This is a genomic window from Microcystis sp., from assembly GCF_048564745.1.
GTDB classification, from domain to species: Bacteria; Cyanobacteriota; Cyanobacteriia; order Cyanobacteriales; family Microcystaceae; genus Microcystis; species Microcystis ichthyoblabe_A.
In genome coordinates this window covers 1-12,896 of sequence record NZ_JBLZRT010000063.1, presented here as the reverse complement: position 1 = coordinate 12,896, position 12,896 = coordinate 1, and the positions used below count along the sequence as shown (strand labels likewise).

13 protein-coding genes, 1 tRNA gene and 2 pseudogenes are annotated in these 12,896 nt (G+C 40.0%); 6 read left to right on the top strand and 10 right to left on the bottom strand.

Annotation, left to right across the window (positions count from 1 at the left end; all coding sequences use genetic code 11):
• Window positions 1–301 precede the first annotated feature (301 nt).
• From ACOCD9_RS09060 to ACOCD9_RS09025, 8 genes are all read right to left on the bottom strand, one after another.
• Complete coding sequence (locus tag ACOCD9_RS09060; protein WP_287699914.1) at window positions 302–472, bottom strand: DUF4160 domain-containing protein; 171 nt, start codon at window positions 470–472, stop codon at window positions 302–304.
• 184 nt (window positions 473–656) lie between these two features.
• On the bottom strand, window positions 657–941 hold the full coding sequence (locus tag ACOCD9_RS09055) for a type II toxin-antitoxin system YafQ family toxin (RefSeq protein WP_002784984.1): 285 nt from the start codon (window positions 939–941) through the stop codon (window positions 657–659).
• A complete protein-coding gene (locus tag ACOCD9_RS09050; RefSeq protein WP_002757428.1) occupies window positions 934–1,152 on the bottom strand; it encodes a hypothetical protein in 219 nt (72 codons plus the stop codon). Before ACOCD9_RS09050 ends, ACOCD9_RS09055 begins: the two co-directional genes overlap by 8 nt.
• A 195-nt stretch (window positions 1,153–1,347) precedes the next feature.
• Window positions 1,348–1,479: a hypothetical protein gene (locus ACOCD9_RS09045; protein WP_287699913.1), complete on the bottom strand. Its 132-nt coding sequence runs from the start codon at window positions 1,477–1,479 to the stop codon at window positions 1,348–1,350.
• Between the two features lie 3 nt (window positions 1,480–1,482).
• On the bottom strand, window positions 1,483–2,511 hold the full coding sequence (locus ACOCD9_RS09040; protein WP_419547161.1) for an adenine-specific methyltransferase EcoRI family protein: 1,029 nt from the start codon (window positions 2,509–2,511) through the stop codon (window positions 1,483–1,485).
• Between the two features lie 35 nt (window positions 2,512–2,546).
• Window positions 2,547–3,383, bottom strand: coding sequence for an EcoRI family type II restriction endonuclease (locus tag ACOCD9_RS09035; RefSeq protein ID WP_419547159.1), 837 nt, complete (start codon window positions 3,381–3,383; stop codon window positions 2,547–2,549).
• Between the two features lie 66 nt (window positions 3,384–3,449).
• Window positions 3,450–4,013, bottom strand: coding sequence for a hypothetical protein (locus ACOCD9_RS09030; protein WP_419547158.1), 564 nt, complete (start codon window positions 4,011–4,013; stop codon window positions 3,450–3,452).
• Between the two features lie 491 nt (window positions 4,014–4,504).
• Window positions 4,505–4,978: a hypothetical protein gene (locus ACOCD9_RS09025; RefSeq protein ID WP_419547157.1), complete on the bottom strand. Its 474-nt coding sequence runs from the start codon at window positions 4,976–4,978 to the stop codon at window positions 4,505–4,507.
• A gap of 147 nt (window positions 4,979–5,125) precedes the next feature.
• Here ACOCD9_RS09025 and ACOCD9_RS09020 point away from each other — a divergent pair.
• Window positions 5,126–5,197 (top strand) — tRNA-Asn (locus tag ACOCD9_RS09020).
• 52 nt (window positions 5,198–5,249) lie between these two features.
• Here the strand turns inward: ACOCD9_RS09020 and ACOCD9_RS09015 are convergent.
• Window positions 5,250–6,509 (bottom strand): M16 family metallopeptidase, encoded by a 1,260-nt coding sequence (locus ACOCD9_RS09015; protein ID WP_287699910.1) that lies wholly within the window; start codon window positions 6,507–6,509, stop codon window positions 5,250–5,252.
• Window positions 6,510–6,512: 3 nt separating this feature from the next.
• A complete protein-coding gene (locus ACOCD9_RS09010) occupies window positions 6,513–7,790 on the bottom strand; it encodes a M16 family metallopeptidase (protein WP_419547156.1) in 1,278 nt (425 codons plus the stop codon).
• Between the two features lie 417 nt (window positions 7,791–8,207).
• Here ACOCD9_RS09010 and ACOCD9_RS09005 point away from each other — a divergent pair, with 417 nt between their 5' ends.
• From ACOCD9_RS09005 to tnpA, 5 genes and pseudogenes are all read left to right on the top strand, one after another.
• The gene (locus ACOCD9_RS09005; RefSeq protein ID WP_419547154.1) at window positions 8,208–8,987 is read left to right on the top strand and encodes a pantothenate kinase; all 780 of its coding nucleotides are present in this window, start codon (window positions 8,208–8,210) and stop codon (window positions 8,985–8,987) included.
• A gap of 69 nt (window positions 8,988–9,056) precedes the next feature.
• Window positions 9,057–10,129, top strand: a pseudogene (locus tag ACOCD9_RS09000) (NAD-dependent epimerase/dehydratase family protein).
• Window positions 10,130–10,306: 177 nt separating this feature from the next.
• Window positions 10,307–11,578, top strand: coding sequence for a glycosyltransferase (locus tag ACOCD9_RS08995; protein WP_419547152.1), 1,272 nt, complete (start codon window positions 10,307–10,309; stop codon window positions 11,576–11,578).
• A 27-nt stretch (window positions 11,579–11,605) separates the two neighbouring features.
• A pseudogene (locus ACOCD9_RS08990) lies at window positions 11,606–12,370 on the top strand (NAD-dependent epimerase/dehydratase family protein); the annotation flags it as partial.
• Between the two features lie 44 nt (window positions 12,371–12,414).
• On the top strand, window positions 12,415–12,858 hold the full coding sequence (tnpA, locus tag ACOCD9_RS08985) for an IS200/IS605 family transposase (RefSeq protein WP_002740761.1): 444 nt from the start codon (window positions 12,415–12,417) through the stop codon (window positions 12,856–12,858).
• Window positions 12,859–12,896: the final 38 nt, after the last annotated feature.

Below are 12,896 nucleotides of genomic sequence, written 5' to 3'. Positions count from 1 at the left end.
GGCTCTTCTGGTTTCTGTGTGGAAACGAGGTCTATACTGATAGTTTCTTCGACAAAATAGTCCTAAAAGTGTTGCCCGATAAGCATTTCACGATTCCATAAGCAAAAATTATCACACAAAGTCGAGAAGAGCCTATTTTCTAGCTTGATGATTAGAAAAATGCACCAATAGAGTATAATTTTCAATGATTTCGGCTGATGTTATTTTTGGGTAAAGCATTGTTTTATTTCAAAGGTGGTAATTTATTAAATTCTTGAGTGTTCCACATTTTCAATAATTCTGGTTGATAGATTGTTGCCCATTATACAACCGTTTTTGTGGCTCTATTAGGTAAGTCTCCTTCAATGATTTCTAAGGTTTCCAGATTAAATAGGGCGTTATATTTTCTATAAATCGCATGAAAATGGGGAGGTGGATGATCGGCAAAAAAGATCTTAATGATAATTCCATAAAATCGAGTAATTTCTGGCATAAATCTATTTTTATAAGTCTTGCTTTATGACAAAAATATTATAACAAAGCTTGTTGGGTTTTGTTACCTCGACTTAAACGACAAGATCAGCGATCTGCTACGCAGTGCCTTCGGCATCGCACTCCTCCTCCCCAAAAAGCGATTGCTAACTCCGAAACCTTGCTAACATAATAAAAAATCATATTCAATAAACCTCATCGTGAGTTCCAATATCAATTAGGTTGATGTCTTCTTCTTGGGTTTCAGGGTTTGATTCAAAATTGAAAATAATTCGACAATCATATTCAACAGAAAAAGCCCAAGCACCTGATAATTTCCCCTTTAGTTTATGGGTGCGTAATATTGGATTATAGGGATCGTCAGCGAGTAGTCTCAATTTGGCTTCTATTTTTGATTTTAAGTCAGGTTGTCGTTTAATCCTTGTTTTGAAAGCGCGTTTAAATGATTGGCTAAAAACCAAGTTAATCATTGTTTAGTTCGGCAATAATGGAATCAACATCTCCTCGAAAAACATTACCATTTTGATAGTCTTGTCGAGCTTGAGAAATATTTTGAGCAATTTGTTCTCGTCTTTTTTCGATTTGCCGATGTTTAACAATATTGATCAAGTCATCTTGTTCATCAAAAGAGAGATAGTCAATCATTTCTAAGATTTGACTAAATTGCATTGTTGGCGGCATTGTTACTTTCCCCTTTTTCAATACAGACTTTTATTTTACTCTGCTTGGGCAATAATGACATCCGCGATCGCGGATCGATGACAACTTTCCAACTCACAAAGAGAGATCGCCCCTCTTCATTCCCAAAAAGCGCTCGCACTCCTCCTCACCAAAAAGCGATCTCCCTTGGCGTTCCTATCCCAAGCAATGGCAGTTTTAAAGTTTAATCAAGAAGATAACAGCGATCACACTACGTTCTTCGGCATCCCACTGACAGCTGCCATCAATGTGCATGGTGCGTTCCCCAAAATCGATCGCTGGAGTAGCAGGACTTGCATTAGGGAACACACCCTAGGACTGAGTTATACATTGTTTTTCTTTGTCAGTTAAATCAATATATTCAGTCTGTATTCGTTTATTCTTGATTAGTATTCTAAAATAAGGACATTTCCCATTTACTGATAAATCTTTATCATCATTCCCTTTCCTGAATTTAATTATTTCAAATTGGTCGGGATTGAATTTATGTAAAAATGTTATTGGTACACCCATAACCCCCTTGAAGTCTAAGGGAATGTCTTGGGTTTTATTGACATTAATTCCATCATAATTGTCATATTTTGGATATTCAGCTTCATTGCCAAAATATTTTTTTGTGAGAGCTATATCTTGGTGTCGTTTTGATGTGTCTAAGTTGGTTAACCATAAACAATTATTTGGAGAAACTATTCTATTTCCAGAATTGTCAATACGAGCCTCTGTTCCATAAAGTTGATAGTGTTCGGGAACAATGAAACCAGAAATACCTCTACCAAGATTTATTCCTAACCAGGCTTTGTTTTCTTTAATTAGTTTGAAAATTTCTTTATAGGTTATTGCATTAATATTGCCAATTATCAAAAACTTTTTGTCGTATTTAACTAATTGAGCTACATATTCTCTGAATAATGAAAATGGGGGATTAGTAACAACAATATCGGACTTTTTTAATAGTTCAATACTTTCAGGACTACGAAAATCTCCATCCCCATTAAAGTAAACAATGTCAGGGGAAATAGGTTTATTTTTTTCTCTCTCTGTACCTATATATTCAAAGAAAAACCCCTTTTCATCTTCTTCTGTATTAAATAAATCTCTCCCTTGTTCTCGATAACAAGATGTTATTATTTTTTTTAGACCTAACTTTTTGAAGTTTGCAGCAAAATACTTAAAAAAGTTACTAATTTGGGGGTCATCGCAATTGCAATAAACTACTTTATTTTCAAAATGACTTTTATAATGTTGCAACTCACTTTCTATATCTGAAAGTTGTGTATAAAACTCGTCACTTTTTAGTTTTTTAGCATTTTGCAATAATTTATTTGTCGCATTTCTTGCCATTTTCAATATTTTTTGATTTAATAAATCTTTTGTTTTTATTTACTTTTGGTTATCTGATTAAATATTTCACTGCCTAATACTTGAAGAGAGGTTTTAGAAATTTCAAGCATAATATCAAACATTTTTTTGATATCCCATTTTTCTCCATTCCCTTGTGTGTATATAGAAGTTGCTTGAAGCATTATGGTTTTATCTTTATGTTTGACAAACTTATTCTTACACAAATTGGTATTAATTGGCATTCCATAATTTGCAGAAGTTAATCGATCTAATCTATTTAACGTTCCTGAATTATATTCGAGCGTTACAACCCTTCCATCGGGTGTTTTAATTGAAATATTTTCTGTTAAAAAATTTGAGCCTTCAAGAAATAAGACATAAGGAAAATGAGATTCAGATAACATCAAATTAGCGATTTCAGATATGTTTTTATGCGACCTTTCTATTGCATTACCAGCAGCCATCAAGTCTTGATTATTATTCTTACCTACCAGTTTACCGTTTTTGATATTTTCAATGTCTTTTCCTTGACGTTTAGCTTCCGAGACTAAAACGATTCTCCAATTACCGTTATCGTCTTTTACTTCTATTATTCCACCATCAGGTCTAATACTTGAATCTGATACAAAAAGGGTTTGCCCTAATTCTGGGTCAACTTTCTTTAATGCTTCGTTTATTTCTTCTTTTTTTATACTTCTTTTGTATTGAAAAGATAATTGAGGAAACTCCTTTTTAAGTTGGTCAATAACAAGATGTGAAATTTCTCCAACTATTGTTTCGTGTGATTTTGCTTCAGCCCCAAATATACCAGCTATACCTTTAGACTCTTTATATTGATTCGTTAATCTTTTCGATTGATTTTTTTTAGACATAATGTATCTTTTCCTTACTTAAACTTTCTGCTTTCTGCTACGGGTAATGTATGTATAACGCAGAGCTTACCGGCGCGACGAAGGAGCGTCCGGTAGAGCGTCTTGTTGTGTGTTGGCCCCCATCTGCAACAGGTCTATAAAATCCGAACCAGCAGCACTCTTGATGGGGAATTTGTTAATTTTAAGCTCGCGAACAATATCTGGAAGCCGGTGTATGATTATTCCATGCTCGGCAATTAGCTCTACTTCCTGCTCAGATTTGACGTTATTTATGACTAGCTCCGAGGACCACTCACCGCTCCACAGAATTTCCATAAGGGAGCGCTTTTTGGTAGCGTGGAATTTCCCCTCAACCCACTCGGCGACACCTTCCACGAGCTCCTCGGGCGAACGTGCTGCGCTATTCGCAGCCCGACCAGTCTTTCGCGCAGCTTTGGGAACCTTGGAGATGTAGCTGACTGGCCTCATCGACGCCTGGACCTCTACATGACGGCAGACAGGACTTTCGCCTGATCTGAACTTCACCGCAACCAAATCAATTTCATTAACGCCAAGACGGATACCACGTATGGTGAAATAACCCTGCCTATTCAGCCATTCTTCAACTATTTCTTCGGCCAAAAGGGCCATAGCATTACCTCGTCATAGACACACAACTACATATTATACAGAAACTTTCTGTCTAACAGTCCTCAGAGTAACGACAGGTGGAAACTTGCGGCATATTCCCCCATTTTAGCGCAATCGCCCGAACTTTTCCCCATATCATACCCAAGAGCTTATTAGCCAGATTAAACAACGTCTTTTAAGTGGATTCCTAACAACAAGCTGAAATAAAATAGACTTTTCGGGAAGTGTAGCACTAAGTCTTCAATCCACCCGACAATTAACTAATTTTCGGGGAAAAAGTGCCTAAATTTTGCCACCGGCTGGCACTTTTTGAGGACAAAAAGCCTAAAAGTCCTATCCCACAAGGTTTTTAAGTAGATAGGTATTAAAAACTTTCAGATCCCCCCGCCTATCGGCACCCCCCTTATCAAGGGGGGCAGGGGGGATCAAACCTAAAATCCATTTTTAATTTAATTATAACCAGCTACTTAGCTCTATTCAGCCAACCCTATTTATTGGTGTACTTGCAAATGAAGGACATAATGACCTAAAATCAGGTTATCTGACCATAATTCGTACTCTAGACGCAAATATTCGGGGAAATTATTCCCCTCTAATTTGAGACTACGGGTATAGTTGCGGAGGTGAAAAGCGTAACCCGGTTGAGAACTTTCGGCATTTAACCAGTAGCGACTGACACCAAAAACCCCTTGCTCCCAAAAATGACGATAGGCGAATTTTCCCTGGCCCTGCATGGTCATAATTACCCGATTGGCCGAAATTTCTAGCCAAATTAATTTATTTTGATTATTTTCGGGTTTAAGTGTCTCTATTTCTGGGAGAGCGACTGGTGGTTGATTGAGGAGAAGATGAAACCGGTGGCGATCCTTTTGGTAGAGGGTAGCGGCAGTGTCTAAAGTGGAGAGGATGGGTAGATCTGTCGAGAGCAGACAGAAGGAAACGGGACGGCGGTGATGGGCAAGCATAGACTAGACTTAATGGTGTCCTTATCTCCACAATAGTGGATTCTCCGCCCACCGCTACCGGCACCGGAAATTTTTTTGAGAAAAAATCTAGAAAACACTTGCATTATTGAGGGACTTATGATTATAATTATTAATTGTGAGTAGCCTTCCTCGGTAGCTCAGTGGTAGAGCGGTCGGCTGTTAACCGATTGGTCGTAGGTTCGAATCCCACCCGGGGAGTTAATCAAAAATAGCAGCGGCAATAGTTTTTTATTGCCGCTTTTTGCTCTTACTAGAGAATTTCAGCGATCGCATTTTCCGGACCGACTAGAGAAATGTAAGGATTTTGAAAATATTTACTGGCTACCGATCGCGCTTGTTCGGCAGTAATCTGATTAATAGAATCCAGAAAAGTGCGATCAAATTCAATCCCCAAACCTAAGCTTTCATACCAACCGTATAATTGAGCGATTTCGGCGTTAGTTTGTTTACCGAGAGCATATTGACCCAATAACTTATTTTTAGCTGACTGTAACTCCTCTTCACTCAAAGTTACTTTATATAACCTTTCTGCTTCCTGACGCAATCCCGACACGGCGATCGCTGTGTTTTGGGGTGCAGTTCCCATATAAATGACAAATTGGGAAGAATCGAGACGGGTGGGATAAAAAGCGGAAACATCGTAGGCTAATCCCCGTTTTTCTCGCAATTCCACGAATAAACGACTAGATAACCCATTCCCCAGATAGGTACTCAATAATTTTAAAACGGCATAATCATCCTCTTGCACAGAAGAGCCGGGGTATCCTAACATAACGATCGCCTGTTGACTAGCTTGGACGGTAGTTAAACAGGTGGGCTGAAAATCAAAAGCGGCGGGGGGTAAACTAGATAAAGGAAGATCGGGAATTGACCAACTGCCAAAAATTTCCGTCACTGCTTTTACTGCTTGCTCTAGGGTAATACGGCCAGAAAGACTAATCACTAGGTTATCGGGACGGAAAAAGCGACTATGATAGGCCAGCAGGTCATCCCGTTGCAATTGCGAAACCGTTGCCTCCGTACCCAATAAAGACATACCATAGGGATGATCGGGGTACATAGCGGCGCGTAATTGATTAAAAGCCACATTAAAAGGCTGTTCCAATTGAGAGCGAATGCTTTGACGGGTGAGATTTTTCTCTAATTCGATTTCTGGGGGTGGAAAACTGGGAAAACGAATAATTTCCGCCGCTAGACGCAATATATCTAAAAAATCCTTTGTAACGGTCTTTAAACTAACCACAAAATAATCAGTCCCCGTGTCCGCACTTAAACTGGCCCCCGTGGACTCAACGCGATCAGCAATTTCTAGGGAAGATAACTTTTCTGTACCTTTGGTGAGCAGCACGGCTAAAAGACGAAATAAACCCGCTTTTTCGGTTTTTTCCCAACGAGTACCCGCATTTTTGAGAAAAATCCTCCCCGCAACTAACTCCACGGCCGTATTTTCCACCACTAAAAGGGTGATGCCATTTTCTAAGGTTAAGCGGTGAATGGGGGAAGCGGACATCGTTTATTCACAGGGTTGCATTATTGTAATAGCATATCGCTCCGGGGACAGATACTGACGAGCCAGACGCTGGAGATCTGACGGTTGCAAACTTTGGATAACTTGGGGATAGATCGTGGCTAGGTCGGCAGCTCTCAGGGTTTGATAATATCCATAGAGTCCCGCTAATTGGCCCGGGGTTTCTGTGGAGAAAATATAATCGTTAGCTAATAACTGTTGAGTGCGGTGTAATTCTGCGGGGGTGACGGGATCATCGTGCAGATGTTGGATATGTTCACAGATAATGCCTTCAATTGTCTCGATTTGTGAGCTAGATAGCCAAGCGCCGATGGTAAAGAGACTGGAATCTCGTTGCAGGGAAAAATTACTGTTAATATCGAGGACGATTTGCGCTTCTTCCCGCAGCTGTCGCACTAACCGCGAACAGCGTCCCCCGGCAAGAATTACCGAAAGCAAGTCTAATCCAAAGGCATCTTCTAGGCGATCGCATCCCGGTCCCATCCATCCCATCAAGAGGCGACAATGTTCTAGGTGGGGTAAATGTACTTGGGAACGACGAATTTCGATCAGGGGGGGTTCGGCAGCCACTAGATGGGGGGGGGATTCCGAGGGGACGGGAAATTCCCGAAAAGATTGCCGGATAATTTCTAAAGCTGGTTGGGGTTCAATTCCCCCGATAATCGCCACACACATATTTTCTGGTTGATAATAGGTGCGATGGAAACAGCGCATTTGATTGGGGGTTAATTGCTCTAAACGGGGTTGATCGCCTAGAATAGAGCGTCCGTAGGGATGGTTTTGATAGATACTTCCGCAGAGGGTTTGGTAGGCAATCCAATCGGGATCATCATAACAGGCGCGTAATTCTTCTAAAACTACATCTTTTTCCCGATAGAATTCCTCATCGTCAATCTCAGCATGGAGGAGAATTTCGGCCAGATGGGGTAGGGTATGTTCAATTTGGTCAACACTGGTGGTGAGATAGAAGTGTGCATAGTCGTGACTGGTGGCAGCGTTGGTCATTCCGCCACAATTTTCGATTAAATAGTCAAAGAGTCCGGGGGGAAGTTTTTTCGTCCCCTTAAAGATCATGTGTTCGAGAAAATGGGCCATACCTAACCATGGGTCGGGTTCAGCGATCGCACCTGCTTTAACCCACACATCTACTACCACCACAGGAGTCACGGGTAAGTACTGATGAATTACGGTTAAGCCGTGATCTAATTGCCATACCTGAGCGGGAAAAGAACTCGTTTGACACTGTGCTATCGACTTGATCAATGTCCGTTAACCAGATTTTTTGTTAAATTCTATACCTAGGTTATCTTATTCTCTTGTCTGTTTAACCATTAAAAAACTTTTGTCATGATTTCTAGATAATTTCCCCAAATATCAACTATCTTGAAGCCATCGGGAGACTCCGAGACAGGAGACAGGAGTCAGGAGACAGGAGATTATTTTATTTATTCTCCCCACACCCCACACCCGTTCGGACCTCGGCGTGAGCTCGGTCGAACGCTGAGCTCACGGCCGAAGCCCACACCCCACACCCTCTTTCAAGTCAGGAGATTATTTTATTTATTCTCCCCACACCCCACACCCCACACCCGTTCGGACCTCGGCGTGAGCTCGGTCGAACGCTGAGCTCACGGCCGAAGCCCACACCCCACACCCCAATTCATAATTCCCACTAACTAAATGACTGAGCAAGATACTGACTGGATAGGTTTGATGATTGGCAATTCTCGGCTACATTGGGGGTATTTTCGCGGTCAAACCCTGTTAGCTTGTCTCGATACTCCTCACCTGAGCGAACCCCCAAGTGATGAATTTTTGCAACAAATTTTCCCTAAACTCTTGACAAATAAATGTAACTGTGCATTGATTGTCGCCTCGGTGGTTCCTAGCCAAAGAGAATTATGGGCAAATTATGGCAATTTACGGATAATTACTTTAAAAGATATTCCTTTACTGGATTTATATCCAACATTCGGCATCGATCGAGCTTTAGCTGTCTTAGGTGCGGGAAAAAAATACGGATTTCCCTGTTTAGTCATCGATGCGGGAACAGCTTTAACTTTTACGGGAGTGGATGGGGATAAAAAGCTAGTGGGGGGGGCCATTTTACCCGGGTTAAAGGTGCAATTAGCCAGTTTAAGGGAACGGACGGCAGCCTTACCAGAGGTGTCCTTATCGGAAAGATTACCGAAGATGTGGGCAAAAGAAACAGCAGAAGGGATAAGAAGTGGGATAATTTATACAATTTTGGCGGGAATAGAAAAATTCAGTCAGGAATGGTTAAATTTATATCCAGAGAGCAGGATAATTTTAACAGGGGGAGATGGGGACTTAATTAGGGATTACTGGCAAGAAAACGCCATTAAATCACCCCTAGTGGATAAGACGATCATTTTTGAGGGAATTGCCGCAATTAAGGGAATCTCCTCCTGTTTAATTGACAAAGGCGAACCTATCTAGTAAAGTCGGAGAAAGTTTTCTCAACTTGGGAAATTTCTCAACAACTGGGCAAAAATTCAGGATATAGTTATGGCGATAGTTCTAGTAACTGGTTCTGCTGGTTTAATCGGTTCCGAATCAGTCAGATTTTTTTGTGATCGGGGTTATACCGTCGTCGGTATCGATAATAATATGCGTCAGGTATTTTTTGGCGAAGACGCTTCAACGGAGTGGAATCGAGCCAAATTATCCCAAGATTACGGGGATAAATACATTCACCACGCTGTAGATATTCGCGATCATGAAGCTATTGCAGCTATATTTAAAACCTATAGTCATGATATATCCTTAATTATCCACACGGCGGCGCAACCTTCCCACGATTGGGCAGCTAAGGATCCCTATATGGATTTTAGTGTCAATGCTAACGGAACTTTAGTATTATTAGAAAATACTCGTCAATACTGTCCCCAAGCAGTATTTATTTTCTGTTCCACTAATAAAGTTTACGGGGATAGACCGAATGAATTGCCTTTAGTAGAAAAAGAACTACGTTGGGAAATCTCGGAAAATCATCCTTATTTTGCTCAAGGTATTGACGAGTTGATGAGTATTGATGCTTGTAAACATTCCTTGTTTGGTGCCTCGAAAGTGGCAGCGGATGTGTTAGTCCAGGAATACGGTCGTTATTTTGAGATGAAAACTGCCTCTTTTCGTGGCGGTTGTTTAACCGGTCCAAGTCATTCGGGAACGCAATTACACGGGTTTTTATCCTACTTAATGAAATGTACGATGATTGGCAAAGAATACAGTATTTATGGGTATAAGGGTAAGCAGGTACGCGATAATATTCATAGTTACGATCTCGTCAATGCTTTCTATCATTTTTATCAGGCCCCGCGAGTAGCAGAAGTTTATAATATCGGTGGTAGTCGCTTTAGTAATTGTTCCATGTTAGAAGCTATTCAAGAATGTGAAGCGATTGCGGATAAAAAGTTAAACTGGCAGTATGTAGAGACTAATCGTATTGGTGATCATATCTGATGGTGTGGATTTCTGATGTGAGTAAGTTTAAAAATCATTATCCTGATTGGCAGTTAACCTACACAGTAACGGATATTCTCAAAGAGATTTTTAGTCAAAACGTTAGTCGTTGGACTTAGGGTAAATCAAGAATTATTCTGGTCAACTTTTATTTGCTAGTTTTCCCTCGTTACAAAAGTGATTTTTAGCCAAATATACTGCTAGTAATTAAGTGAATCTGTCAATTAGTTAGTCAGAGTAATTAATAGCAATATTGACCTAGAAAAACTAAACCAGAGCATATTTAAGATACTATTATGTTAACTAAAATATACAACAATAAAATTTTCCGATTTCTTATTGCTGGGGGAGTGGCATTTTTAATCAACCTGTTCCTAATTTATTGGTTCATTGATGACTTGGGATTTAATACCCCATTTCTTAAAAATGTTGCTAATGTTATCTCTATAGAAATATCTTTAATTGCCAGTTTCTTTATCTATAGAATATGGGTGTGGACTGGGGGAGATTGGACAATTAGAGATGTGATTTTGATACAACTGCCTCTCTATCATCTCTCGGCAGGTTTAGCAGTTTTACTGCGAGTTTTATTGATATTTCCCTTCTTAAACTGGTTAGGAATTAGCCCCGGAGTTAACACAATGATTGGGGTTTTACTGGGAGCTAGTATTAACTATGTTGCCAGTGATAGCCTAATTTTTAAACCCAAGAATAATACTAATGAGACAGAAATGTACTATCCCGAAGGATTAGCCCCAGCTTTCCAGATGGACGGTTACTCTCACCCACGTCAATCAAGGGATAACTATGCAGTAAAAACCCTATCAATAATTATCCCTGCTTACAACGAAGAAGATTGCATCGAAAGCACCACTCACTTAATATCTGAACGTTTAGAACGGGATAAAATTGATTATGAAATCCTAGTGGTTAATGATAATAGCAAAGATAACACCGAAGCAGTTCTGCAAAAAATCAACCAAGAAAATCTTCGGATTCGCTACATCAATAACTATTATCCCAATGGTTTTGGTTTTGCGGTACGCTGTGGATTAGAAAATTTTAGCGGTGATGCAGTGGCAGTAGTAATGGCAGATAATTCCGACTCTCCCGATAACATGGTGGACTATTATTATAAACTCCAAGAAGGCTACGATTGCGTTTTTGGTTCCCGTTTTATCAAAGGAGGAAAAGTTATTGATTATCCCAGGCACAAGTTATTCGTTAATCGGTTGGCTAATCTCTTCATTCAAGTTTTATTTGGGCTAAAATTTAATGATACCACTAACGCCTTTAAAATCTATCGTAAGGAGGTTATCGAAGGAATCTCACCTCTACTGTCTCACCATTTTAATTTAACAGTAGAGATGCCCTTAAAAGCAATCGTGCGAGGATATTCCTACACGACAATTCCCATTACTTGGCGCAATCGTACCACGGGGGTTTCCAAGTTAAAACTCAAGGAAATGGGCAGTCGTTATTTATTTATAGTTCTCTCTATCTGGTTAGAAAAACACCTTTCTCGAGGCGACTATAAGCGCAAACAGAAAAAGAATCAAGTCGGTTGATAATTATTATCTAGTGGAGTATTATTGATGACTAGGCAAGTGTTAATTACTGGTGGTGCGGGTTTTGTGGGCAGTTCTTTAGGTTTAGGATTAGCCCAACTCTATCCCGACTGGAAAATTATCGCCTTAGATAACTTAAAGCGTCGGGGTTCTGAATTAAATATTTCCCGTCTCAAACAAGCGGGAATTGAATTTGTTCATGGAGATGTCAGAAATGCAGAAGACTTAGAAGCATCAGCTTTGCCAGTGGATTTAATCCTAGAATGTTCGGCAGAACCTTCTGTTTTAGCTGGTTATACTTCCCCAGGCTACGTTTTGCAAACAAACTTAATTGGAACGATTAACTGTTTAGAATTAGCTAGACAAACCCAAGCAGATTTTATTTTTCTCTCCACCAGCAGAGTTTATCCCATTGCCTATCTTAATCAATTAAACTATACAGAAACAGATACTCGTTTTCAGTTATCTGAACAGCAAAATTTACCTGGGGTTTCTGCTTTTGGTATCAGTGAACAATTTCCCTTAGATTTGCCCCGTTCTCTCTACGGTTCCACTAAGTTAGCATCGGAATTGATTATTAATGAATATGGGAATGCCTACGGATTAAGAACTTTAATTAATCGTTGTGGAGTTTTAACTGGCCCTTGGCAGATGGGAAAAGTTGATCAGGGAGTTTTTGCCCTTTGGGTGGCTAATCATTACTTTCAGAAGTCCTTAAAATATATCGGTTATGGGGGTACAGGGAAACAGGTTAGAGATTTTCTTCATGTAGCTGATTTACTCGATTTAATCTCTTCGGGTCTAATTCCCCGCCGCTCGCGGCGTATAATAGAAAAATGAGTGAATACATCCATAAGAGCCATAATGTAAGTGTTTTGCTATATCATTTAGTGTTCCCAGCCAAATATCGTAAAGCCGTTTTCGACGAACAGGTAGATAGCTTGTTGAAAGAAGTCTGTCTAGAGATGGAAAAACGATACGAGATCAAGTTTGTAGAAATTGGAGTGGATAAAGATCATGTGCATTTTCTGGTGCAATCAGTACCGACTTATAGTGTGACAAGGATCGTGACAATGATTAAAAGTATAACGGCGAGAGAAATTTTCAAAAAGTGTCCTCAAGTGAAAAAGCAGTTGTGGGGAGGAGAGTTTTGGAGTGATGGATATTACGCAAGTACGGTAGGAAAGCATGGGGATGAAGGTATGATAGCGAGATATGTAAAAGAACAAGATAAAGAATACCTGCAGCTACACCAAAATCTACAATTGAGTCTATTTTGATTCTGATACCCCGTCCGCTTGCGGCGGGGTAGTTCATT